The 25,400-nt window shown below is 65.3% G+C and carries 20 protein-coding genes; 16 read left to right on the forward strand and 4 right to left on the reverse strand.

Annotated features, from left to right (window positions below):
- Positions 1 to 82 precede the first annotated feature (82 nt).
- Complete coding sequence (locus LK542_RS22810; protein ID WP_307728992.1) at positions 83 to 1,711, forward strand: CehA/McbA family metallohydrolase; 1,629 nt, start codon at positions 83 to 85, stop codon at positions 1,709 to 1,711.
- A gap of 111 nt (positions 1,712 to 1,822) precedes the next feature.
- Here the strand turns inward: LK542_RS22810 and LK542_RS22815 are convergent, their stop codons facing one another.
- Entirely contained in the window at positions 1,823 to 2,398 is a 576-nt protein-coding gene (locus LK542_RS22815) for a TMEM165/GDT1 family protein (protein WP_227813735.1), read from the reverse strand.
- Positions 2,399 to 2,544: 146 nt separating this feature from the next.
- Here LK542_RS22815 and LK542_RS22820 point away from each other — a divergent pair, with 146 nt between their 5' ends.
- Positions 2,545 to 4,398, forward strand: a complete 1,854-nt coding sequence (locus LK542_RS22820; protein WP_227813711.1) for a M1 family metallopeptidase — start codon at positions 2,545 to 2,547, stop codon at positions 4,396 to 4,398.
- 25 nt (positions 4,399 to 4,423) lie between these two features.
- On the forward strand, positions 4,424 to 6,016 hold the full coding sequence (locus LK542_RS22825) for a serine hydrolase (protein ID WP_227813712.1): 1,593 nt from the start codon (positions 4,424 to 4,426) through the stop codon (positions 6,014 to 6,016).
- 109 nt (positions 6,017 to 6,125) lie between these two features.
- Here the strand turns inward: LK542_RS22825 and LK542_RS22830 are convergent, their stop codons facing one another.
- Both LK542_RS22830 and LK542_RS22835 read right to left on the reverse strand, forming a co-directional pair.
- Complete coding sequence (locus LK542_RS22830) at positions 6,126 to 7,697, reverse strand: S1C family serine protease (protein WP_227803347.1); 1,572 nt, start codon at positions 7,695 to 7,697, stop codon at positions 6,126 to 6,128.
- A gap of 108 nt (positions 7,698 to 7,805) precedes the next feature.
- Positions 7,806 to 8,600, reverse strand: coding sequence for a class I SAM-dependent methyltransferase (locus LK542_RS22835; RefSeq protein ID WP_227803348.1), 795 nt, complete (start codon positions 8,598 to 8,600; stop codon positions 7,806 to 7,808).
- 392 nt (positions 8,601 to 8,992) lie between these two features.
- Here LK542_RS22835 and LK542_RS22840 point away from each other — a divergent pair, with 392 nt between their 5' ends.
- The 13 genes from LK542_RS22840 (at position 8,993) to LK542_RS22900 (ending at position 24,880) form a co-directional block, all read left to right on the forward strand.
- The gene (locus LK542_RS22840) at positions 8,993 to 10,627 is read left to right on the forward strand and encodes a TldD/PmbA family protein (protein ID WP_227813713.1); all 1,635 of its coding nucleotides are present in this window, start codon (positions 8,993 to 8,995) and stop codon (positions 10,625 to 10,627) included.
- Between the two features lie 13 nt (positions 10,628 to 10,640).
- A complete protein-coding gene (locus LK542_RS22845; protein WP_227803350.1) occupies positions 10,641 to 11,975 on the forward strand; it encodes a TldD/PmbA family protein in 1,335 nt (444 codons plus the stop codon).
- A gap of 184 nt (positions 11,976 to 12,159) precedes the next feature.
- Positions 12,160 to 13,797: a TldD/PmbA family protein gene (locus tag LK542_RS22850; RefSeq protein ID WP_227813714.1), complete on the forward strand. Its 1,638-nt coding sequence runs from the start codon at positions 12,160 to 12,162 to the stop codon at positions 13,795 to 13,797.
- 13 nt (positions 13,798 to 13,810) lie between these two features.
- Positions 13,811 to 15,148 (forward strand): TldD/PmbA family protein, encoded by a 1,338-nt coding sequence (locus tag LK542_RS22855; protein WP_227803352.1) that lies wholly within the window; start codon positions 13,811 to 13,813, stop codon positions 15,146 to 15,148.
- A 14-nt stretch (positions 15,149 to 15,162) separates the two neighbouring features.
- Entirely contained in the window at positions 15,163 to 15,783 is a 621-nt protein-coding gene (locus LK542_RS22860) for a DUF4159 domain-containing protein (RefSeq protein ID WP_227803353.1), read from the forward strand.
- Between the two features lie 3 nt (positions 15,784 to 15,786).
- Positions 15,787 to 16,791, forward strand: a complete 1,005-nt coding sequence (locus tag LK542_RS22865) for an AAA family ATPase (protein WP_227813715.1) — start codon at positions 15,787 to 15,789, stop codon at positions 16,789 to 16,791.
- Positions 16,792 to 16,793: 2 nt separating this feature from the next.
- Positions 16,794 to 17,684 (forward strand): DUF58 domain-containing protein, encoded by an 891-nt coding sequence (locus LK542_RS22870; RefSeq protein WP_227813716.1) that lies wholly within the window; start codon positions 16,794 to 16,796, stop codon positions 17,682 to 17,684.
- A complete protein-coding gene (locus LK542_RS22875) occupies positions 17,681 to 18,652 on the forward strand; it encodes a BatA domain-containing protein (RefSeq protein ID WP_227813717.1) in 972 nt (323 codons plus the stop codon). The genes LK542_RS22870 and LK542_RS22875 overlap by 4 nt, the downstream gene beginning before the upstream one ends.
- Positions 18,636 to 20,627: a DUF4175 family protein gene (locus tag LK542_RS22880; protein WP_227813718.1), complete on the forward strand. Its 1,992-nt coding sequence runs from the start codon at positions 18,636 to 18,638 to the stop codon at positions 20,625 to 20,627. Before LK542_RS22875 ends, LK542_RS22880 begins: the two co-directional genes overlap by 17 nt.
- Positions 20,628 to 20,635: 8 nt before the next feature.
- Complete coding sequence (locus tag LK542_RS22885; protein WP_227813719.1) at positions 20,636 to 22,162, forward strand: hypothetical protein; 1,527 nt, start codon at positions 20,636 to 20,638, stop codon at positions 22,160 to 22,162.
- A 207-nt stretch (positions 22,163 to 22,369) separates the two neighbouring features.
- Positions 22,370 to 23,095, forward strand: coding sequence for a MotA/TolQ/ExbB proton channel family protein (locus LK542_RS22890; RefSeq protein WP_227803359.1), 726 nt, complete (start codon positions 22,370 to 22,372; stop codon positions 23,093 to 23,095).
- Complete coding sequence (locus LK542_RS22895) at positions 23,085 to 23,504, forward strand: biopolymer transporter ExbD (protein ID WP_227803360.1); 420 nt, start codon at positions 23,085 to 23,087, stop codon at positions 23,502 to 23,504. Before LK542_RS22890 ends, LK542_RS22895 begins: the two co-directional genes overlap by 11 nt.
- Positions 23,501 to 24,880, forward strand: a complete 1,380-nt coding sequence (locus LK542_RS22900; RefSeq protein WP_227813720.1) for a hypothetical protein — start codon at positions 23,501 to 23,503, stop codon at positions 24,878 to 24,880. The genes LK542_RS22895 and LK542_RS22900 overlap by 4 nt, the downstream gene beginning before the upstream one ends.
- Before the next feature lie 31 nt (positions 24,881 to 24,911).
- On the opposite strand, the gene LK542_RS22905 is transcribed toward LK542_RS22900, so the two are convergent.
- A complete protein-coding gene (locus tag LK542_RS22905) occupies positions 24,912 to 25,337 on the reverse strand; it encodes a hypothetical protein (RefSeq protein WP_227813721.1) in 426 nt (141 codons plus the stop codon).
- Between the last annotated feature and the right edge of the window lie 63 nt (positions 25,338 to 25,400).

A 25,400-nucleotide genomic window follows, 5' to 3' on the forward strand; every position in this document is an offset into this window, starting at 1 on the left:
ATAAATTTGCAATATCGGAGACGAATCGGCGCAAGGTGGAGTTCGGTGCAATTGTAAAAATTGCATTATGAAAACCATCACCTTGCCCCCCTCCCTCCGTGCGCTCCTGCTGGCCCTGTGCTGCAGCGGCGCTTTCGCGGCCCCGGCTGAGCACAAGGAATTCGAAGCCACCCTGCACGCGCCCTTCCGGGCCGAGCAGGCGGACGCGCGCCGAACCTTCAGCCTGAACTTCAGCTATCCCGGACTGGAACAGCCGGCGACCGTCTACTGGAAACTGGAACTGCTGAACCCGGAAAAGCGCATTGTCCAGGTCTGGCGCGGCAGCAGCGCCTTCACCGGCGAAGACGTCCCGGCACAGGTCGTGTGGAACGGCCGCATCAAGGGCGCCCCGGCCCCAGCCGGCCTGTACACGGTACGCATGCGCGCCATCCTGCGCGGCGTCCACCACGACGACCGGCATGGCGCTGTGGAGCAGGACTGGCAGATCGCGGTCGGTTCTCAGCCGGCGGCGCGCATGCCGCGCTTCGCGCCGCTGCCCGATGGCCGCGCCCGGCGCGACGGCGTGCCGATGGCGCCGGCCGCCGCCTCGCTTCCCTATACCGTCTATCTCGCCAACCTGCACAGCCAGAGCAACCACAGCGACGGCGGCGGCGCCCTCGACGACTGCAAGGGCGCGCAGGACCCGCTCAAGGCAAAGTACGGCCCGGAAGCCGCCTTTGCCTACGCCCGCGGGCGCGGCCTCGACATCCTGGCCGTTTCGGAACACAACCACATGTATGACGGCTCGGACGGCACCAACCTGGAGGGCGACCCGACCAAGGCCAAGGACCTGTTCAAGGCCGGCCTGGCCAGCGCGGCCGCCTTCAACGCCACCAAGCCCGGCTTCCTGGCGCTGTACGGCATGGAGTGGGGCGTCATCAACAACGGTGGCCACATCAACATCTTCAACAGCGACGAGCTGCTGGGCTGGGAAAGCAATGCCCTGGGCGAGCTGATGGCCGATACGCGCACCCCGCGCAACGACTACGCCGCGCTGTACTCCCTGATGCGCCAGCGCGGCTGGGTCGGGCAGTTCAACCATCCCTCGCACAGCGGCCAGTTCATCGTCAACGGCGTGCCGCTCGGGTACACCCCGGACGGCGACGAAGCGATGGCGCTGTGCGAGGTGATGAACAGCACCGCGTTCTCCGTCAATGACAGCGAGACCGAAAAACGCCGCAGTAACTTCGAGCAGGCCTGCAACCGCCTGCTGGAAGCGGGCTACCACGTCGCCTTCAGCACCAACCAGGACAACCACTGCGCCAACTGGGGCGCGTCCTATACCAACCGCACCGGCATCCTGCTGCCCAACGGGACGGCGCTCACGCGCGACAGTTTTGTCGAGGCGCTCAAGGCGCGGCGCGTGTTCGCGACCATGGACAAGGGCTCGCAGCTGGTGCTCACCGCGAACGGCAAGCTGATGGGAGAGCGCTTCACCAACCGCGGGCCGCTGAAGCTGGTGGCGAACTTCGCGTCCAGCACCGGCAAGAAGGTGGCGGCGGTGTCGATCATGGAGGGTGTGCCGGGACGGAACGGCACGGTGACGGAGGTTTCGAACCTGGCCACGAGCACCTTCACGCCGGCGCCGGGCAAGCACTTCTACTATGCCAAGGTGACGCAGGAAGACGGCAACGTGTTGTGGTCGGCGCCGGTGTGGGTGACGCAGGAGTAGGGTGGGCGGATTCCGCCCACGCGGTGATTGTTATCGGCTTCTTTTTCGTGTTGGATGATCTTGCGGCTAACTATCGCCGCGTGGGCGGGAGGACCCGCCCACCCTACAAGGTCAAAAGCCGAGTGATTCACCGGCGCCGAGCAGCGTAGCGATACCCAGCACCGCGAAGATCAGGGCCGCCAGACCGTGCACCAGCGTCAGCGGCACGCGCTTGGCGATGCGCTCGCCGAAGATCACCGCCGGCACGTTCGCCAGCATCATGCCGAAGGTGGTGCCGGCGACCACCGCCGCCATCGATTCGTAGCGCGCCGCCAGGGCCACGGTCGCGACCTGGGTCTTGTCGCCCATCTCGGCGACAAAGAAGGCGAGCAGGGTGGTGAGGAATACGCCGTAGCGCGCCAGCGGGGTATCGTTCGGGTCGATCTCGTCGGGGATCATGGTCCAGGCAGCCATGCCGAGGAAGGACAGGCCCAGCACCCAGCGCATCGTGTTCGGTCCCAATAGTTCGCTCACCAGGGCGCCCACCGCGGCGGCAAAGGCGTGGTTGGCGATGGTCGCGACAAAAATACCGAATACGATCGGCAGCGGGCGGCGGAAACGGGCGGCGAGCAGGAAAGCCAGCAGCTGGGTCTTGTCGCCGATCTCGGCAAGTCCCACGATGCCGGTCGAGACGAGGAAGGCGTCCATGCAGTGGCGGTGCGTCTGGTGCAAAGCCGGATCATAGCAGAGGCAGCTGTCCTTACAGCGCGCTCCAGGCGGGCGCTTGCGCTTTTCCGGCACGGTTGAAAGTGCTATCCTGCCTGCGCCCTCAGCCGACCCTTCCACGAGAGACCATGAAGACAAGCACCCTGCTGCGCGCCACTGCCTGCGCCTTTATCTGCCAGTGGAGCGCCTACGCGTTCGCACTCGATCCCCTCAGCTACGCCAAGTACGACCAGGTCAAGACTACGGCCCTGCACCTGGACCTGAAGGCCGACTTCAGCCGCAAGACCCTGGCCGGCTACGCCGACCTGACGCTGAACTGGATCGACAAGAAGGCGACCACGCTCGACCTGGACACCCGCGAACTGAACATCTCCAAGATCGAGGCGCAGGATGCGAAAGGCGCCTGGGCTCCTGTGAAGTACACCCTCGACAAGCTCGATGCCGAGAAAGGCCAGGCCCTGCACATCGCGCTGCCCGGCCAGCCGGCCAAAGTGCGCATCCACTACCAGACTTCGCCGACCGCGCCGGCGCTGCAGTGGCTGACCCCGAAGCAGACCATGTCGGGCAAGTACCCGTTCATGTTCAGCCAGTCGCAGCCGATCGCCGCGCGCTCCTTCGTGCCGGTCCAGGACACCCCGGCGGTGCGCTTCACCTATACCGCACGCATCCAGGCGCCGGAAGGCATGCGCGTCGTGATGAGCGCCGATAACGATCCGAAGGCGACGGGCAAGGGCGGCTGGAAGTTCACCATGCCGCAGCCGGTGCCGTCCTACCTGATCGCGATCGGCATCGGAGAATTGGAAGCGCGCACCCTGGGCGGCCGCACCGGCGTCTACGCCGAGCCGATGCGCATCAAGGCTGCCGAGTACGAGCTGGCCGATACCGAGAAAATGGTGGCTGCGGCCGAATCGCTGTACGGCCCGTATCGCTGGGGACGTTACGACATGCTGGTGCTGCCGCCGTCCTTCCCGATCGGCGGCATGGAGAATCCGCGCCTGACCTTCCTGACCCCGACCATGATCGCGGGCGACCGCAGCCTGGTCGACCTGGTCTCGCACGAGCTGGCGCACAGCTGGTCGGGCAACCTGGTGACCAACGCCTCGTGGAAGCACTGGTGGCTCAACGAAGGCTTCACCACCTACGTCACCACCCGTATCCTGGAGAAGCTCTACGGCGAGGAAGTGGCGACCATGAACCTGCAGCTGGAGCAGGAAGAGGCGCTGGATTCGCTCAAGGATATCCCGAAGGCCAAGCAGGCCCTGGTGACGCGCGACCCGGACACCTCGAGCGCCAACTATACGGATGAAGGCCTGGCCTATCCGAAGGGCGCCTGGTTCCTGCGCACGCTGGAACAGCGCGCCGGCCGCGCCGCCTTCGACCCCTTCCTGCGCGGTTGGTTCGACCAGCACGCCTTCCAGAGCGTGACCACCGACCAGTTCGTGCAATACCTGCGCACCAATCTGCTCGCGAAGAATCCGAAGATCATGAGCGACGCGGAGCTGGACGAGTGGCTGTACGGCCCCGGCATCCCGGCCAGCGCCAAGAAGGCCGTCTCGACCCGCCTGGCAAAGCTGAACGACACCACCGCACGCTGGCTCAAGGGCGAGATCACCACCGCCCAACTGCCAGCCAAGCAATGGAACGCCGCCGAGTGGATGAAGTTCCTGAACGACATCGACAACAAGGCGAATGCCGCCAAACTCGAAGAGCTGGACAAGGCCTATGGCCTGGCCAAGACTGGCAACAATGAAGTGGCCTTCCGCTTCTACCGCGCCGCTGTGCATGCCGGTTACCGTGCGATCCGTCCGAACCTGGAAGCCTTCCTGATGAGCGTGGGTCGCCAGAAATTCGTGGTGCCGCTGTACGGCGCGCTGCGCGCAAATAGCGAGGACCGCGCCTGGGCCGAGCGCGTCTACAAGGCCGCGCGCGAGCGCTACCACCCGGAGACGCAGGGCAGCGTCGACAAACAGATGAACAAATAACGAGGGGATGAAGAGAGTGTTTTCAATGAACCGAATCGCAGCCGCGGTCCTGATCGCGTTTTCCGCCACTGGCGCGGTGTTTGCACAAGAAGCGGCGCCCGCTAGCGCAATCCAAGCGCCTGCCTACAACCTGAAAGCCGATGTCGAACGCGTCATGAAAGAATTCGACGTGCCCGGCATCGCCATTGCCGTGGTCAAGGACGGCAAGGTCCTGGCCGCCGAAGGCTTCGGCGTGCGCAAGCGCGGCGAGCCGGCGCCGGTCGACGGCAAGACCATCTTCGAGATCGCCTCGAACTCCAAGGCCTTCACCGCCGCCGCCCTGGCCATGCTGGTCGACCAGGGCAAGCTGGCCTGGGATGACCCGGTGATCAAGCACCTCCCGGATTTCCGCATGTACGACGCCTACGTCACGGCCGAGATGACCATCCGCGACCTGCTGGTCCACCGTAGCGGCCTGGGACTGGGCGCGGGTGACCTGATGTGGTGGCCGACCACCAACTTCAGCACCGACGAGATCATCCACAACCTCCGCTACATCAAGCCGGCTACCAGCTTCCGTAGTGCTTACGCCTACGACAACCTGCTGTACATCGTCGCCGGCAAGATCATCGCCGCCAAGTCCGGTAAAAGCTGGGGCGAGACCATGCATGAGTGGATCCTGAAGCCAGTCGGCATGGCGAACACCACCACCAGCCTGGACGAGAACAAGCAGTTCGCCAACGTCTCGGCGCCGCACAGCAAGATCAACGGCAAGGCAGTGCCGGTGAAACCGATGCCGGTGGCGAACGCGGTCGGTGCGGTCGGCATCAACACCAATGCCGAGGACATCGCGCGCTGGATGCAGGTGCTGCTCGATAACGGCAAGATCGGCGGGGATAAGCGCCTGTGGTCGGACAAGCAGGCGCGCGAGATGTGGACCGCGCAGACCCCGATGACCATCAGCACGCCGCGCCCGCCGCTGGCGGCCACCAGGCCGAACTTCTACGCCTACGGCCTGGGCTTCCAGCTGCGCGACTACCAGGGCAAGCTGGTCGCCATGCACGGCGGCGCGCTACAGGGTTTCTATACCCGCGTGCTGCTGGTGCCGGAAGCGAAGCTGGGCATCGCGATCTTCACCAACGCCGAAAGCGGCCCGTCGCTCAACGCGCTGCAGTACCGTCTGCTGGACCAGCACCTGGGTGCGGCGCCGACCGACTGGATCGGCCGCATCGCCGACATCGACCGCGAGAACCAGGCCAAGGAAGCGGCCCGCGTGAAGGGCGAGGCAGCTTCGCGCGCGGCGGCGTCGAAGCCCTCGCTGCCGCTGGCCTCGTATGAGGGAGAGTATGAGGATGTCTGGTACGGCAAGGCGAATATCAAGCGCGTCAACAACAAGCTGGTGCTGTCGTTTGCAAAGACGCCGGACCTGACGGGGGAGATGGAGCACTTCCAGCACGACACCTTCATCGTGCGCTGGAAGGAACGCAACTTCAACGCCGACGCCTACGTGACCTTCTCGCTGGACCACGACGGCAGCATCGAACGGGTGCGCATGAAGCCGGTGTCGACGGAGACGGACTTCAGCTATGACTTCCAGGATTTGCTGTTTGTGCCGGTGAAGAAAGAGAAGAAGAGCTGATGTGAAGCTGGTTGCCCGCGTGGGCAGGAGACCGTAATCTGGTCCACAGGACCAGATTACCCCTACGTAGGGTGGGCGGGTTTCCCGCCCACGCAGACACCGAAACGCCTTACTTCCCGCCCCACACCTTCATCATATCCTCCGACCCCTGCGTTCGAATCCCGTTATCCGACAGGATCCCTTCGGTCGCATCCAGCGCCGCCTTGCGCGGCAGGATCAGGTTCTCGCCGAAGCGCTGGTCGAACTTGAACACCACGAATTCATCCTTCAGGTCGCGCAGCACCGTCACCAGGTGGGCCAGGCTGCGGATCCTGGTGCCGTTCACCGATTCCACCACCGAGCCGAAGCGGTTGCTGTAGCCGGTCACCAGCTTGTGCGGGAAGAACGGGCCGCTGATCACCACCAGTTCCTCGCGCGCCGCATCGGGCGAATCGCCGCGCTGCGTCATCAGGGGGCTGTCGTTGAAGGCGTAGACGTTGGCCATCGGTGCGCTCGAGGCCAGGAAGGACAGGAACTCGTTGGTCGCGCGGGTGAACACCACCGGGCCGTACACGAAGTAGGACGGGTAGCCGCCGTTCAGGTCCGGGATCAGGAGCGGACGCGGGCCGCTGGTCGGCACCTCGATCTTGACCGGTTTGCCGCCGCGGATGACCGTCATCGGCACCTTGCCGTTCTTCGCCAGCTGCTGGATGCGGTACTGGAAGCGCACGCGCAGGTTCGCGCCCAGCTTGACCATGCCCTGGTTGTCGATCGGGTATTCGCCGATGTGGGTGATGATGTCGCCTTCCTTCAGCGGCCAGCTGGCGTCCGTCTTGTACGGACGGTGCACCAGCGCGCCTTCCACCGACTTGTCGATCTTCAGGTACTGGCGCAGGGCCGGGTTTTCCAGCGTCTGCACGCTGTCGTGCAGCAGCGGCTTGCCGTCGTAGCGGCCATCGGCCACGTCTTTCAGGAACAGCTCGATCTCTTCGTTCGGGATCACGTAGCCGATGTTCTGGGCATTGGCCGCCATCGAGAAGGCCAGGCCGATCATCTTGTCGCCCGCGATCACCGGGCCGCCGCTGTTGCCCGGGTTGATCGGCGCGTCGATCTGGATGCGCAGGCCCGAGCTGAACGAGCCGTAGCCGACGAACTCCACGCGCGAGACGATGCCGCGGGTGGTCGACAGCGAGTTGCCGCCCACCGGGTAACCGTAGGCGAATACCGCTTCGCGTACGTCCGGCAGCACGGCGGCGCGCTGTACCGGCGGACGCTTGTCGAAGAAGGATGGATCGTCCAGTTCCAGCACGGCCAGGTCGAGGCCGCGCGCCAGCGCGATCACCTTGGCCGACACCTTGTCGCCCGACTGGCTGGCCTGCACCTCGACCTGGCTGGCATAGCCGACCACGTGGGCATTGGTCAGGATGCGCTTGCCCTCGATGATCACACCGGAGCCGGTCACGTCGGCCGGCGACTGCTTGGACCAGGGCTTGTACGGGTCCGGACGGCGCACGGTGGCGAAGATCTTGACCACCGAATTCTCGATCGCCGGCAGGGCGGGCGCGGTGGTGGCGGAAGGCGTTGCGACGGCGGGTGACGGCGGGGTTCCCGGCGTCGGGCTTGGCGGCGGGGTGGTGTCTTGTGCGTGGACGAGGCCGGCCAGGGCGAATGCCACGGCGGCGGCGAGGCGTGCGGTTTTCATGGGTTCCTTCGGTCGGTACAAATAAGCGAGTGGCAAGAATATACACGCTCGCCGCCGAAGGAAATACACAAAATTTCACGATGGGGGAGGGCGGCTCCCCCGCTGTGCTTACTGCTTGACGAACTTGAGCGTCATGCGGTCGCTCTCGCCGATCGCCATGTACTTCTCGCGGTCCTTGTCCTTGTTGGCCAGTACTGGCGGCAGGGTCCATACACCCTTCTCGTGATCGGCCTTGTCCTTCGGGTTGGCGTTCACTTCCGACTTGCCCGCCAGCTTGAAGCCCTGGCCTTCCACCAGCTTGATCACCCAGGCTTCATGCACATAGCCGCTCGAGGCCTTGGCGTCCTGCGTCATCGCTGCCGGCAGGCGGTGGTCGACGATGCCCAGCACGCCGCCCGGTTTCAGGACCTTGTGGATTTCCTTGAAGGTGTTCTTCAGGGCGTCTTCGCCGTTGCCGACCCAGTTGTGCAGGTTGCGGAAGGTGAGCACCATGTCGACGCTGTTCGGAGCCGCGATCTGGTAGGTGGCCGGCGGTTCAAACACGGCTGGGACCACCTTGTCGTAGAGGGCCGGGGCCGCATCGAACTTCGCCTTGAGCGCCATACCGCCGCGCTTTTCCGGCACGAAGGCCTGGCCCGCTGCGATCAGCTTGCCGTTCTGGCGCAGGTAGGGCGCCAGGATCTCGGTATACCAGCCGCCGCCCGGCGCCAGCTCCACCACCGTCATGTTCGGTTTGATACCGAAGAAAGTCAGGGTTTCGTAGGGGTGGCGCGCGGCGTCGCGGGCCTTGTTGGCGGCGCTGCGGTGTTCGCCCGCGATGGCGGCTTTCAGGGCATCGTCGGCCTGTGCTGCGCCGCCGAACAGGGTCGCGGCGATGCCAGCGGCCAGGATCAGTCGTTTCATCGGTTCGAGGTCTCCATGGTGATTGTGCGCGGACGGGCGGAACGCCGCCGCCGCGCTGATGATCGGTCAGGCTTTGCGGACAGTCAAGCGTTCGTCGCATATGCATATATCAGTCGTCGAGCTGTCCAGACAAGTGTCCGCCTTGGATGCCCGGACAGGTGTCCGGACACTTTGCGCGGACAGCGGACGTCCACGAAAACAAACACTTGGAAAATGCTTTGACATGGCACAACAATTGCCTATTCAAAACGTCAAGTTACTGCTAAGGTTGGCAAGTTTGCCGAGGCCGCATCCAGCCCGGCAAAGACCCTTCATTGCGCCGTAAATACAAGAGCGGGCCGTGTTGTTGACTGGACCGCTGCCCCAGAAACAGGTTGATTTCAGGAGACACGATGGAACGCCGTACCTTTCTCAATTTCAGCAGCATGGCCCTCGCCTCGACGCTCGTGCCGTTCTCGCGCGCGATCGCCGCTGAAGAACTGCTCAGCTCCATGCCGACGGCTGCCAAGAAGGCGCTGGCCGACGTCGCGCTGAACGCCGCCACCAAGGCCGGCGCCAGCTACGCCGACGTGCGCATCGGCCGCTACCTGAACCAGTTCATCACCACCCGCGACCTGAATGTCGAGAATGTGGCGAATACCGAGTCGGCCGGTGTCGGCGTGCGCGTGATCGCCAACGGCGCCTACGGCTTCGCCGCCACCTCCGACATGTCGAACGACGGCATCGCCAATGCGGCGCGCCAGGCGGTCGCCATCGCCAAGGCCAACGCCAAGCTGCAGTCCGAACCGGTGCGCCTTGCACCAGTCAAGGGCGTCGGTGAGGTATCGTGGAACACGCCGATCAAGAAGGACTGGCGCACGGTGCCGATCAAGGAAAAGGCCGACCTGCTGATCGCGGCGAACAAGGCCGGCATCGAAGGCGGCGCGGCCTTCATGAACTCGATGCTGTTCCAGGTGAACCAGCAGAAGTACTTCGCTTCCACCGACGGTTCCTACATCGAACAGGACCTGCACCGCCTGTGGGCCCCGTTCCAGGCCACCGCGGTCGACAAGGCCACCGGCAAGTTCCGTTCGCGTTCCGGCCTGGGCGCCCCGGTCGGCATGGGCTACGAATACCTCGACGCGCGCAAGGAGCACAAGCTCAAGGCCGCCGGCGGCGTTGCCACCCTGTACACCGGTTCCTACGACATCATCGAGGACGCGCGCGCCGCGGGCCGCGATGCCAAGGCCAAGCTGACCGCCAAGTCTGTCCTCCCGGGCAAGTACGACCTGATGCTGTCGCCGGAACACCTGTGGCTGACCATCCACGAAAACGTCGGACACCCGACGGAACTGGACCGCGTGCTCGGCTACGAAGCCAACTACGCCGGCACCAGCTTCGCCACCCTGGATAAGTGGGAATCGAAGAAGTTCAAGTACGGTAACCCGATGGTCAACCTGTACGCCGACAAAATCACCCCGGGCTCGCTCGGCTGCGTCGGCTACGACGACGAAGGCGTCAAGACCAAGAAGTGGGACATCGTCAAGGACGGCATCCTGGTCAACTACCAGGCCACGCGCGACCAGGCCCACATCATCGGCGAGAAGGAATCGCACGGCTGCTCGTACGCCGACTCGTGGAACTCGGTGCAGTTCCAGCGCATGCCGAACGTCTCGCTGGCGCCCGGCAAGAAGAGGCTGACCCCGGACGAGATGGTCAAGGACATCAAGAAGGGCATCTACATCGTCGGCGACGGCTCGTTCTCGATCGACCAGCAGCGCTACAACGCCCAGTTCGGCGGCCAGCTGTTCTACGAGATCAAGGACGGCAAGATCGGCCAGATGCTGGAAGACGTGGCCTACCAGACCAATACCCAGGAATTCTGGGGCAACTGCTCGGCCATCTGCGACGAGCGCGACTGGCGCATGGGCGGTTCCTTCTTCGACGGCAAAGGCCAGCCGCCGCAGATCAGTATCGTCTCGCACGGTTCCTCGACCACGCGCTTCAACGGCGTCAACGTGATCAACACCGCCCGCAAGATCGGCTGAGGAAGGGACCTTCATGAGCATCCTGACCCAAGACCAGACCAAGCGCATCACCGAGCGCGTGCTGTCGCTGTCGAAGGCCGACGAGTGCATCGTCGACATCAGCGGCAGCCGCATCGGCAACATCCGCTTCGCGCGCAATGCCGTGTCGACCGCCGGATTCGCCGACGACACCCGCATCCAGGTGCAGGTCGCCTTTGGCAAGCGCCAGGGCACCGCCACCATCAACGAGTTCGACGACAAGTCGCTCGAGCGCGCCGTGCGCCGCGCCGAAGACCTGGCGCGCCTGGCGCCGGAGAACCCGGAGTTCATGCCGGCGATCGGCAAGTCCGCGTTCAAGCCGTCCGAGACTTTCTTCCAGCGCACCGCCGACATCGACCCGGAATTCCGCGCCCAGGCCGCCGCCTATGCGATGGAAGCCTGCCGCAAGAAGGGCCTGGTCGCCGCCGGCTTCTTTACCGACCGCGCCTCGTTCCAGAGCGTGGCCAACTCGAACGGCCTGTTCGGCCACCAGGTCGCGACCTCGCTCGACTTCACCTGCACCGTGCGGACCGAAGACGGCCGCGGCTCGGGCTGGGTCAAGCGCTCGGCGCGCGATGTGGCCAGGTTTGACGCCCGTGAGGCCGCCGACGTCGCCATCGAAAAGGCGCTGCGTTCGGTGGACGCCAAGGCGATCGAGCCGGGCCGCTACACCGTCGTGATGGAACCGGCCGCCACCAGCGACCTCCTGACCTTCATGCTGGGCGGCTTCAACGCCCGCATGGCCGACGAGGGGCGCAGCTTCCTGTCGAAGCAGGGCGGCAAGAACCGCCTGGGCGACAAGCTGTTCGACCAGCAGGTCAACATCTGGTCCGACCCGTGGGACAAGGACGTGCCGGTGCTGCCGTGGGACAGCGACATGCTGCCGCGCGAGCGCCTGCAACTGGTGAAGGACGGCCGCATCAATGCGCTGAACTACTCGCAGTACTGGGCCAAGCAGAAAGGCCAGCGCGCCATCGGCCGTGCCGGCAACGTCATCATGGCCGGCACTGACCGCACGACCGAAGAGCTGATCGCCAGCACCAAGAAGGGCGTGCTGGTAACCCGCACCTGGTACATCCGCATGGTTGACCCGCAGTCGGTGCTGCTGACCGGCCTGACGCGCGACGGCACCTTCTACATCGAGAACGGCAAGGTCAAGCACCCGATCAAGAACTTCCGCTTCAACGAGAGCCCGGTGACCATGCTGAACAACATCGAGGAGATCGGCAAGCCGGTGGTGATCGGTGGCGACGAGGCGAACTACTCGATGCTGATCCCGTCGATGAAGGTGCGCGATTTCAACTTCACCTCTCTCTCGGATGCCGTCTAAATAATCGTAGGGTGGGCGGGGGAATTTAGTCCAGTGGACTAAATTCCCGCCCACGCGGTGATACGTAGCGGCCCCGCTCCCGAGCGTGGTGATCTCGCTGCCGACTATCGCCGCGTGGGGTGACCTGGTCCAGTGGACCAGATCACGAGCCGCCCACCCTACGGACCCCATACGGAAAACTTAAATGGAACGTCGTAAATTCCTCCAGATCGGCGCCGGCACTGCCGGCGCCATGCTCGTCCCGGTCTTCGGCAATGCCATCGCCGCCGACGAGCTGATGGCCGCCATGCCGCGCAGCGCCAAGAAGGCGCTGGCCGACATTGCGCTGAACGCCGCCACCCAGGCCGGCGCGTCCTATTGCGATGTGCGCATTGGCCGCTACCTGAACCAGTTCATCACCACCCGCGACCTGAACGTCGAGAACATCAGCAACACCGAGTCGAGCGGCGTCGGCGTGCGCGTGATCGCGGGCGGCGCGTACGGCTTCGCGTCGACCAACGACATGAGCCCGGACGGCATCGCCAACGCGGCGCGCCAGGCGGTGGCGATTGCCAAGGCCAATGCCAAGCTGCAGAGCGAGCCGGTGCGCCTGGCGCCGGTCAAGGGCGTGGGCGAGGTGGCCTGGACCACCCCGATGAAGAAGGACTGGCGCAGCATCCCGGTCAAGGACAAGGCCGACATGCTGATCGCCGCCAACAAGGCGGGCATGGATGCCGGCGCGACCTTCATGACCGCATCGCTGTTCCAGATCAACCAGCAGAAGTACTTCGCTTCCACCGACGGCTCCTACATCGACCAGGACATCCACCGCCTGTGGGCCCCGATCAATGCGACCGCCGTCGACAAGGCGAGCGGCAAGTTCCGCTCGCGCGCAGGCCTCTCCTCGCCGGTGAGCATGGGCTACGAGTACTTCGATGCCAAGGCCAGCGACAAGGTGCAGGCCGCGGGCGGCGTGACCACGCTGTACACCAACTCTTATGACATCGTCGAAGACGCCCGTTTGTCGGGCAAGCAGGCGCGCGAAAAGCTGACTGCCAAGTCGGTCGAGCCGGGCAAGTACGACTTGGTGCTGAGCCCCGAACACCTGTTCCTCACCATCCACGAAAACGTCGGACACCCGACGGAACTGGACCGCGTGCTCGGCTACGAAGCCAACTACGCCGGCACCAGCTTCGCCGGCCTGGACAAGTGGGAAACGAAGAAATTCAAGTACGGCTCCGAGCGCGTGAACTTCGTTGCGGACCGCACCACCCCGGGTTCGCTCGGCCTGGTCGGCTACGACGACGAAGGCGTGCGCGCCAAGAAGTGGGACATCATCCGCAACGGCATCCTGGTCAATTACCAGGCCACGCGCGACCAGGCCCACATCATCGGCGAGAAGGAATCGCACGGCTGCTCGTATGCGGACAGCTGGAGCACCATCCAGTTCCAGCGCATGCCGAACGTGTCGCTCGAAGCAGGCAAGGCGCGCCTGACGCCGGACGAGATGGTCAAGGATGTGAAAAAGGGCATCTACATCCTGGGCCGCGGTTCGTACTCGATCGACCAGCAGCGCTACAACTTCCAGTTCGGCGGGACGCTGTTCTACGAGATCAAGAACGGCAAGATCACCGGCCCGCTGGAAGACGTGGCCTACCAGGCCAATACCCAGGAATTCTGGAACGCCTGCTCGGCCATCTGCGACCAGCGCGACTGGCGCATGGGCGGCTCGTTCTTCGACGGCAAAGGCCAGCCGAGCCAGGTCAGCGCAGTCTCGCATGGTTCGAGCACCGCGCGCTTCAATGGCATCAACGTCATCAACACCGCACGCAAGATCGGTTGAGGGGGAGAACATCATGAAACAGCTGAACCAGGAACAAGCAAAACGCATCGCCGACCGCGTGATCGGTTTCTCGAAAGCCGACGAGTGCAGCGTCTCGATCGACGGCAACCGCACCGGTAACATCCGCTTCGCACGCAACAGCGTGTCGACCGCGGGCCTGACCGAAGACACCCAGCTGGCCGTGCGCGTCGCCTTCGGCAAGCGCACCGGCACCGCCGTCATCAACGAGTTCGACGACAAGTCGCTGGAAAAGGCCGTGCGCCGCGCCGAGGAACTGGCGCGCCTGGCGCCGGAGAATCCGGAATTCATGCCGGCCGTCGGCAAGCAGGAGTACCTCACCACCAAGACCTTCGTGAGCTCGACCGCCGCCATCGATCCGGACTACCGCGCCGAAGTGGCCGCCGCCTCGATCGGCCAGGCGCGCGCCAAGAAGCTGGTCACCGCCGGCTTCTTCACCGACAGCACCAGCTTCTCCTGCGTGGCCAACTCGAACGGCGTGTTCGGCTTCCAGGAATTCACCGACCTGTCCTTCACCTGCACCGCGCGTACCGAAGACGGCCGCGGTTCCGGCTGGGTGACCCGCTCGGCCGTCGACGCGCGCCGCTTCAACGCCGCGGAGGCGGCCGAAATCGCGATCGACAAGGCCCTGCGTTCGGTCGATGCGAAAGCGCTGGAGCCGGGCCGTTACACCGTCATCCTGGAGCCGGCGGCAACCTCGGAAATCCTGGGTAACATGTTCAGCTCTTTTGGTGCGCGCGCCGCGGACGAAGGCCGCAGCTTCCTGGCCAAGAAGGGCGGCGGCAACCGCCTGGGCGAGAAGCTGTTCGACCAGCAGGTGAATATCTGGGCCGACCCGTGGAATCCGGACGTGCCGGTGGCGCCGTGGGACGGCCAGACCATGATCGCCCGCAAGCGCACCGACCTGATCAAGGACGGCCGCGTCGCTTCGCTCGGCTACTCGCCCTACTGGGCCAAGAAGACCGGCAACGTCGCTACCGCGAATCACGGCAACATGATCATGGCGGGTGGCACCAAATCGCTGGAAGAGCTGATCGAAGGGACCAAGAAGGGCATCGTGGTCACCCGTACCTGGTACATCCGCATGGTCGACCCGCAGTCGCTCCTGATCACGGGCCTGACCCGCGACGGCACCTTCTACGTCGAGAACGGCAAGATCAAGCACCCGGTGAAGAACTTCCGCTTCAACGAGAGCCCGGTCACCATCCTCAACAACATCGACGAGCTGGGCAAGCCGCAGATCATCGGTGGCGACGAGGTGCCGTTCCAGATGGTGCTGCCGCCGATGAAGGTGCGCGACTTCAACTTCACCTCGCTGTCCGACGCGGTCTAAATGGCGCGCATTTGATGGCGAACTACGATTTCTACTTCACCCGCCTGAGCTACGAGTCGGGCGACTGGGACGTGGATATCCGTATGCCCAGCAACGTGCTGAACTCGCTCGTCGAGTACACCACGTTGCGGGTGGATCCGGCCGAGCGCGTGGTCGCCCTGTCGGATCCGAAGATGCTTCAGGCGCCGTTCTGCTACTTCGCGGGACACAAGCTGGTGCAGTTCACCCCGGCGGAGCGGCGCAACCTCGAAAAATACGTGCGCGGCGGCGGTTTCGTCTTTGTGGACGACTGCAACCACGACATCGATGGCCTGTTCGCGAAATCGTTCGAGGCCGAGATGGCGAAGATTTTCGGTGTGTCCGCGCTGAAGAAGATCCCGAATACGCACCCGCTGTATTCGTGCTTCTTCAAGTTCGACGGACCGCCTACCACCGGTGGGGAACTCAATGGCTGGGGCGACGACCTGGTGCACGAGTACCTGAAGGCGATCGAGTTCGGCGGGCGCATCCGCCTGCTGTACTCGAACAAGGACTATGGATGCGAGTGGGACTACGACTTCCGCAACAAGCGGTTCCTCGCGGTCGACAACACCCGCTTCGCAGTCAACATCATTCAATATGCGTTGGGAGCCTGAGCAGTGTCGGAACGTGATGCGGTAGCGTGGAGTGAGAAGGAAATCGCCGACCTGACGGCGAAAGTGGGCGCGCTGAAGGCAAGCATGGCGCGCGTGATCATCGGCCAGGAAGACGTGGTCGACCTGCTGGTGACCTGCCTGCTGGCGGGCGGCCACGCGCTGGTCGAGGGCGTGCCGGGGCTAGGCAAGACGCTGCTGGTGAAGTCGCTGGCGCAGGCCACCGACATGGAATTCCGCCGGGTGCAGTTCACGCCGGACCTGATGCCCTCCGATATCGTCGGCACCGAGATCCTGGAAGAAGACACCAGCACGCGCCAGCGCGTGTTTCGCTTCCAGCAGGGCCCCGTGTTCACCCAGGTGCTGCTGGCGGACGAGATCAACCGTGCACCGCCCAAGACGCAATCGGCCCTGCTCGAAGCGATGCAGGAGCGCGCCGTCACCTTCGCCGGCACCACCCATAAACTGCCGCGTCCCTTCTTCGTGCTGGCCACGCAAAACCCGATCGAGCAGGCCGGCACCTATCCGCTGCCGGAAGCGCAGCTCGACCGCTTCCTGCTGCGCATCGACGTGGTCTACCCGACCGAGGACGAAGAAGTGCTGATGGTCTCGCGCACCACCCACGCCGGCCTGGACGACGCCCAGCCGGCAATGGACGTGGCCACCCTGCTGCGCCTGCAGCAGCTGGTGCGCGACATCGAGATCGGCGAGCACCTGCTGCGCTACGCGACGCGGCTGGTGCGCAATACCCGTCCGGCCCTCACCACGGTGGCGGCGGTGAAACAGCACATCGGCTGGGGCGCCGGCCCGCGCGCCGGCCAGGCGCTGGTGCTGGCATCGAAAGCCCGCGCCCTGATGCAGGGCCGCCTTGCGGTCACCCGCGACGATATCCAGGCCATGCTGCTGCCGGTGCTGGCGCACCGCGTGCTACGCAACTTCGAAGCCGAAGCGGACGGCATCGCCATCGCCGACATCCTGCAATCCCTGCGTAACGAGATCCGGGTCGATTAATCTTGTCGCTGGCGAAGACCGCGCTGATCGCGCACACGCAGAAGCTCGACCTCGTGATCCGCCATGTGCTGGCGGGGCTCGGCCACGGTATCCACGCCGGGCGCGAGCGCGGGGCGGGCGTCGAATTCTCCGAATACCGGGCCTATGCGCCCGGGGACGAGTGGCGCCGCGTCGACTGGAAGCTGCTGGCGCGCGCCGACCGCTATTTCGTGCGCGAGGCGGAGCGTGACAGCCATGTGGCGGTCTGGCTAGTGCTGGACGCCAGCGCCTCGATGCTGGAACCCAGCCGCGAGGTCGAGGGCGTCGACAAGCTGTCCTATGCGCGCACGCTGCTCGGCTGCGTCGCCGCCATCGCCCAGCGCCAGGGCGACGCCTTCGGCGTGGTGATCCTGAACGAAGGCAAGGTGCAGTTCACGCCCGCCCTGCGCGGCCCGCGCCAGCTGCAGCGCGTGCTGCTGCAGCTGAGCCGCGTGCAGGCGGCGGGTGAACTGCCGGATGCCGACACCTTGCGCGCCAGCCTGCACTTTGCCCAGTCCCCGAGCGTCATCTTCGCTGCCAGCGACCTGCTGGACTGGCCGTCGCCACTGTCGCAGGCCCTGGTCCGCCTGCGCGGCATGCGCCACGACGTGCGCGTGCTGTGCCTGCAGACCCAGGCGGAGGTCGACGCCAGTTTCGCTTCCAACCTGGCCTATCGCGACCCGGAGCAGGATGCGGGCGTCTATCGCTTCGGCGCAGATCTGAAAGAGGGCTACCGCTTGAGGCGCGAGCAGCATTTCGCAGAAGTGAAGGCCAGTTGTCGCAAGCGCGATATTCCCTTCGTCGCGGCGCGCATCGAGCAGGCGCCGGGTGAAGTCCTGCGCCTGTGGTTGCGCCGTCCGGGGAGCCGTCCATGAATGCCATGTGGTGGTTTGCCCTGCCGATCCTGCTGCTGCCGATCTGGTGGCACCGCCGCAAGCGCGAGCAGCACAAGGCCGAGGTACTCGCGACCAGCCGCTTCCTGCCGCGCACCGAGCCGCGCCAGACGCGCGCCTGGCGTTGGAAGGATGTCATCCTGCTGCTGGTCCGCTGCCTGATGCTGGTTGCCGCCATCGCGTGGCTGGCCGACCCGGTCATGCCCTGGCGCGGCGATACTGTGATCGTCGCTGCCGGTACTGATGCCAATTGGGCGGAGCACCAGGTCGCCCAGGCTGGGTTGGCCAAGGCCGACCGCATGAGCATGCCGGCCGCGCAGACGATCGGCTGGCTGCGCGCCCACGAACGCGAATGGCGTCCGGAGGCCCGTCTGCTGGTGCTGGGCGACGTGCCGATGCCGACCTTCGTGCCGGAGTTCGGGCGCCGGATCGAACTGCGCACGCTGGCACGCCCGCCTGAGAAAGCCGAGCGCCGCGTCCACATCGCCAGCGAGCGTCCGGACCAGTGGCGGCGCGTGTTTGCTGCCGAAGGTATTGCGATCGACGAGGCGCCGGGCGCGAAGACTTCGCTGATCGTCTGGGACCGCAAGGATGCGCCGCCGCCGTCGCTGCGCGCGCCGCTGTGGCTCGTGACCGATACCGCCGCCTTCCCCGAACTGGTCAAGGCGCCGCAAGTGGATGGCCTGCGCTACGCCGACAGCCCGCGCGGACGCCTCTGGCAGTCGGACGCTTGGCCGCCGAAGAACCCCGATGCCGCCCGTGCCTTGCTGGACAACTGGCAGCGCCTGCACGCTGGGCCGCCGGCCTACACGGCGCCGTCACGCTTGTTCGAAGCGTCGCGTTCCGTCCATGCGCCAGAACCGAGCGGTGCGCTGCGCGGCATCCTGATGGCGCTGCTGGTCGCATTGTTCGTACTCGAAAGGATCCTGACGCATGCAAGAAGGCGCTGAGATCGTCCGGCGCGTCTGGCGCGCCGCCCAGCTGCGCCGGCTGCCGTTGTGGATCGCCGGGGCCCTGCCGTGGCTCGTCATCCGATCCGCCCCGGGTCTGATCGCCTGGATCATGTGGTGCGCCTGGGACTGGGCTGTCCTGCGCCGCCGCGTCAGCTTCGAATGGACGGCCTGGCTGGACGGCGCCGTGCCCGAGATGGAAGACAGCAGCGCCCTGATCGAGCACGCGGCCACGCCCGTGGCCCAGCTGCAGCGCCGGCGCCTCCTCGATCGTCTCGATGCCAGCGTGAGCGCCCCGCAGTTGCGCACCATCGCAGGCGAGCGCGTGAAGCTCGGCGCACCGTGGCTGCTGGGCAGCCTGGTGGCCGCCGCTGTGGTCTGGTACGCAACGGGCGCGGCCTCGCAGGGCGGTGTCGCCGCCGCTACCGGCAAGGCGCAGGCCGCGGCTGCGGCGCCTGCCGCCGCACAGCTCGTCGTGCGCACCGCACCACCGGGCTACACCGGCGTCGCTGCGCTGGAAACCGCACCGAAGGACCTGCAAGTGCCGGAGCAGACTGTCGTCACCTGGTGCCTGAAAGACCCTTCCAGCGCCGAGCAACCGATCGAGGTCAGCAACGGCCAGGTGCTCAAGCCGGGCAAGGAATGCGCCCGCTGGACCGCCACGGAATCGGTGTTCTGGCGCTGGCAAGGCAAGCGCTACACGATCAAGGTCATCCCCGACCAGCCGCCGGAGATCACCATCACGGCGCCGACCCAGATGGTGCAGGAACTGCTTGAAACCGCCACCAATGCCCAGATGGGCGTGAAGGTGACGGATGACTACCTGATCACCCGCGCCACGCTGCACATGACGCTGGCGCGCGGCAGCGGCGAGAACATCCGCTTTACCGACCGCGAGATGCCTTTGCCGGCATCGCCCGGTCCGAAGCAGCGCAACTGGGCCAAGAACTGGTCGATCGCGGAGCTGGGCATGGAGCCCGGCGACGAGCTGTATTTCTTCGTGCGCGCGACGGACAACGCGGCGCGTGCGCACACGGTGCAGTCGCCGACCTACACGCTGCGCCTGCCGGCGCCGCCCGAGCAGGCGGAAGAAGAGAGCGCCGCGATGCCGGTGCTGGTCAAGCCGCAGAGCCTGCGCAGCCAGCGCCAGATCATCATCGATACCGAGCAGCTGGTCGCCGATATGCGCAGCACGAAGATGAGCGAGGAAGCGGTCCGCGACCGCAGCCAGAAGATCGCCAACGACCAGGGTGCGCTGCGCCGCCGCTACGGCCAGTTCCTGGGCGAGGAATCCTCGCTGTTTTCGGACGGCGAGGACGATCACGACGACCACGGCGGCCAGGAAGGCGGTGGTAGCAACCAGGACATCCTGCACCAGTACGGCCACGCCCACGACGAGGCGGAAAACGCCACGCTGTTCGACGAAGAGACCAAGAAGGTGCTGCGCCGCGCACTGTCTGCAATGTGGGACGCCGAAAAGGCCCTGCGTGCGATCACACCGAAGGTGGCGCTGCCGCCCGAGCACAAGGCCCTGGAGGCGATCAAGGAACTGCAGCAGGCCGAGCGCGTCTACTTGCACAAGACCGCCTTCGTGCCGCCGCCGATCAAGGAAGAAAAGCGCATGAGCGGCGACATGGATGGCACCGCCAGCTATCGCCGCGAGCAGGGCGGCCCGGATAAACGCGTGCCGGAAGACGTCAGCCTGCTGGTCCAGGCACTGACTAGCGACGGCCCGTTGCCGGCCCTTTGGACCCGCACTGCGCACGACTGGGTACGCAGCCGCCTGCAGGACGACGACCAGCGCCTGGCGGCCCAGACCGCAATCCAGGACGTGGCTGACGGCTGCGTCCCCTGCCGCCCGGTGCTGCGCGCCTGGCTGCGCCAGGGAGCAGGGCAGGGCCAGGTACTGCTGCAGGCCAGGCCGACCGTGGAGACGCCGTTTGTGCGCGCATGGCGTGAAGGAGTCAAGCCGTGAATGCATGGATGAGTACCGATGTGTTGCTGGCGCTGATCGGCATCGCTGGCGTGGCCAGTGCCACGCTGTATGCGCGCCGCCGCCAGTGGATCGATGCGCTCCTGGTGCTGGTCGCCGCGGTGGCGCTTGGCCTGTTTGCAGCCGGCATCCGCTTGCCGGGCGATGCCGGCCGCACCCTGACGCTCGAGCCGAACTCAGCTGCGCCCATGCTGGAAGGGGTGCGCGCGTTTGCGGTGAAGGGCGATGGCCTGCGCGCGGCGCAGTGGAATGACCTGCCGGCCCTGCCCCTGCAATGGCAGCGTCCCGAGGGCGGCACCCTGCGCCTGCACTACCCGCGCCAGCTCGCGCTCGGCCGCACGTTCACGCTGCGGGTGCAGCGTGACGACAAAACGGAAGCGCGCCTGCAGCTGCTGGGCGAGAACGGCCAGGTCATCGCGGATGCGCGCGGCACCGGTGACCTGAGCGTCGGCTGGACGCCGCCGCTGGCCGAACGCCTCGTGCTCAAGGCACGCCTGCAGGATGCCGCCGGCAAGACCATCGCCGAAGGCCCGGTGCCTTTGACCATCCATGAACCAAGCATCCTGCAGGTACAGGGCCGCTTCGGCGCGCCTTCGTTCGACCTTCGCACCCTGAACGAGCTGCTGGCCGGCAGCGGCGCGCTGCTCGACTGGCAGGTGGTGCTGGGCCGCGCCATCACGCGCACCGAACTGCCCTTGGAAGAGATGAAGGCGCCGAACCTGCTGGTCATCGACGCCGCCTGGTTCGAACGCGCGAGCAGCGCCGAGCGTTCCGCGCTGCTGGGCCGTGTGGCCGGCGGCCTGCCCTTGCTGGTGCTCGGCGCGAACGCCAACGATCCTGGCGTCTGGTCGCGCACGCTGGGCCTGCAGCTGCAGGCGCAGCCGTCGGACAGGAAGATCGACACGCCCTTCGAGTTGCCGGTAGCGCCGCTGAATCCGGCCGCACGCGAAGCGGGCGAGTGGAGCGGCACCGACAACCTGGTCTGGACCCGCAACTGGCAGAAGGGCCGCATCGCCTGGCTGGGCGCCAGCGAATGGCACCGCCATGCGATCAGCGAGCCGCAGGCGCTGGCGCTGTGGTGGCAGGGCGTGCTGGACCGCGTCGGCATCGACGTTTCGAAAGAAATCGAATGGTTGGAGCCGGAAGAACTGCCGCTGCCGGGACAACGCATGGAGCTGTGCGCCCGCGGCGTGAAAGGCGATGTCAGCTTCCCTGAGCTGAAGCTCACCCGCACCTGGGCTGCGCGTACCGATAGTGCCTGCGTCGCCGTATGGCCGGAGAAGGCGGGCTGGCTGCAGGTGAAGGATGCAAAGGCGGGCACACACGCCGTCTACGTCTACGCGCCGGGCGACTGGCCGCAGTGGCAGGCCGCCCAGCGCCGCGACGCCACGGCACGCTATGCGGCCCGGACGCCGGACAAGGCATTGGAAGGCGCTCCACGCGCCTTCCCGGCCTGGCCCTTCGCGCTCGCCTTTGTTCTGGCGATGCTGCTGCTCTGGTGGCGCGAACGCCGCTGATCGGCTATCGGCCAAGGCGCCTACCTCTCCTAATTCCCAAAAATCCTGTATTAGCAACGACAGGTAGACCTGTTGCGCGCCTTGCTTTCTGATCTGCCTGGCGAAGATGCAAATTCATCCTTGGCGGGTAGAGGTTTTGCTACATCAAGGAATAATATGATGCTAGGATGTGGAAATGATAATTGCTTGATATAGGATTATGCAGCGATGCTCAGGACCATTCTTGCGTTGTCGGCCTTGCTGGGCACGGCCTCCACGGCCCACGCGGCGGAGATCAACTTGATCGAACAATTGCAGGAGGGCGGCGCGGCGATTGTCGTGACACTGGGCCTGTCGGTGCTGTTTGTCGCGGTCAGCATCGAGCGCTTGCTGCACCTGCGCACCAGCGCTGTCGTGCCAAGGGGCCTTGCCGAGAATGCCCGCGCATTGTCGGCATCGCTGGATACGGCAACGCTGCAAGCCACCGCGCAAGAGAGCAACAGCACGCTGGGCCGGATCATCGCGTACATGCTCGCGCATCGCGGCCAGTCCCATGCCTGGGTCAGTAGCGGAGCGGGCGACATCGCCTCCCTGGAACTGCGTCATCACCAGCAGAAGTTCTATGCCCTGTCGATCGTTGCCACCGTGGCGCCCATCGTGGGCCTGCTCGGGACCGTGCTGGGCATGATCGATTCCTTCAATGTGATCGCCTATGCGGAAGGGATGGGCAATCCCGCACTTCTGGCCGGCGGCATCTCGAAAGCCTTGATCAACACGGCCGCCGGGTTGGCCGTGGCACTGCCGGCACTCGGCATGCACCACTTCTTCAAGCACCGCCTGGCGGTCCTCAGCCTGGAGCTGGAGAAGCAGGTGAATGGCTTGCTGCACGAATGGTTTGCCCCGGCCGCCGTGGCGGGAGCTCCCAGCCTGCAAGTGGTGCAGCATGCGCATTGACCTGGGCGCGGATGATCCGCCGGAGATCGGGCTGATCGCCCTGATTGACTGCATCTTCTTCCTGCTGATGTTCTTCATGATTGCGACCTCGTTCAAGCAGCCGGAAGCCGAGAAGCAGATGGAATTGCCGGTGGTGCTGCCGGCTGCCCAGATGAGTCTTGATCGCGCGAGCGCGGCGCCGGCCCCGCTGGCGATCGGCGTCGACAGCAAGGGCAAGCTCTACCTCGACGGGAAGAAGGTCACGGTGCAGGAGCTGCATGATCGGCTGAAATCGGAAGCGGCCGCCAATCCGGCGCGCCCCATCCGCATCGACGGCGACGAAATGGCGCGCTACCAGGACATCATCCACGTCCTCGACCTGTGCCAGTTCGAAGGCTTTACCAAGATCGCCATGCACACCCGCCAATGACGACCGGCTTCAGGATGGGTTCATCCCGCTGGTGCCTGCTGGTGTCGGTCGGCGTGCATGCAGCCCTGGCGGCCTGGCTCTACCATGTCGGCAACGTGGAAATCGTGCGGCGCCAGGACACCCAGGTGGCGGAGAGTGTGCGCGCCACCGCGCAGGCCCGCATGGCCCGACGGGTGGACGACCTCCGGAAGATCAAGGAGCTGCTCGAGCAGTCCGCCAATCGCGTGCCCGAGCCGGCGCCGGCGCAGGAGCCCGCGGCGGCAGCGGCGGCACCGGCCGAGACAGCGACGCAGGCGGATCGGATGCTGAAGCAGGCACGCGAGATGTCGCGCGCCATCGACGAGGTTGACCGCGAGCTGAAGGCGGAAGAGCTCGCGCGCCTGACAGACAAGACGAAGGAAGAGGCGCGCGCGGAACTGGACGCGGCAGCGCCGCCCGATCCTCCTGCCGACAGTTCGGGGAAAGGCGACCCGGCGGCGGAACTGGCTGCCCTGGAAGAGAAAGCCCGCGCCGTGCTGGCTAGCCGCGCCGAGCAGCTGGCGCGTGAGTACCAGGGCGTCCAGGTAGAGCGCGGCGACGACAGGGCCAAGGCAAGCGACGGCATTGGCAGCGGCAGTGGCAAGGGCAGCGCATCCGGACAAGGCAGCACGCTGGCACTGTCATCAAGCTTGAACAAGCGGACGCTCGAGGAAATCGCGCGCTTCATGCGCGAGGGCCGGGCGCCGGAAGCAGATTGGACGAGCCCCCTGTACAGGAATGCCGGCCGCGACATTTTTGCGGGTGGCAAGGGGCAAGTCCCTGCCATCGATGCGGCGCGGATGGTCAAGGGGCGCGGCCGCATACTCGGCGCGGACGGACAATACGCCAACCGTATTTATCTCAACAGCTGGTACATCATCGGCCCTTTCCAGGGGCGCCATAGTTCGGGCTTGTTCAACAACCCGAAGTATCCGCCGGAAGACGCAGTGCTCCTCGATGCGGTGTATTACGGCAAAAACAGGCGTGTCGTGAAATGGGAATATGTGAACGAGGCGCGCTATCCGCTGGTTCCGCCCGCAGCGGAAGAGAATTCGGTCTATTACGGCTACACGGAAGTGTTCATGGATCAGGAGCGCGACATGCTGGTCTGGATTGGCGCCGACGACAATGCATCGGTCAAGGTAAACGACCGGCTGGTCTGGAAGGGAGGGATTGCGGCCAAGCGCTGGTTCTACCAGAGCGTCTACAGCAGCAGGAATACCTACGAACGCGATTACAACCGCTCCGAAGGTCAACGCCTGGTCCGTTTTCGCAAGGGACGCAACACGGTCTTCCTCAAGCTGTCGAACGGACCGACGCGGATGTTCTTTTCGATGGTGCTGACGCCCGTGAAATGAAGCGTTGCCGACATTCCTTCGACCTGGGCTGCTATCCTCGATCAGCAGCTTGCAAACCGTTCTCTTCGCACCATCGCCGCAGCGCAGTCCGGGTGGTTTCGTCGTGAAAGCGCTCCCACGCTTCGCCCGCACCGCGCTCTTGCAGCAGGCGAGCAAAGCCTTCGGTGTTGCGGTCGCGGAACTGGTCGCGGACAGTATCCTGATCGTCAGCCAAATGGATGGCGGCGAAGCGAAGGATGAGCCCGTCTCCGATGCCCAGCGTGCCCGCGGACGGCACCGAAACGTAGCCCTCGTCGGCACCTGACGCCGATGGCATGGGCGCTTCCTCGTCCATGTACTCGTCATTCAGGAGGTGGATCATGCCGGTTTCGCGCGACACCAGGGCGGTCACCGACCCGTCGCCGTCTTCCACCATCATGGCTGCCTGTTCTAGTTCATCCAGATCGACTGTTGACATGGCTGATCCTGTGCAAGTAATCGGAACAAGGCAGTATGAAGCGACTGCACGTGACGGGCGCAC

Origin of the sequence: Massilia sp. IC2-477, assembly GCF_020707265.1 — a bacterium.
Lineage (GTDB): Bacteria > Pseudomonadota > Gammaproteobacteria > Burkholderiales > Burkholderiaceae_D > Telluria.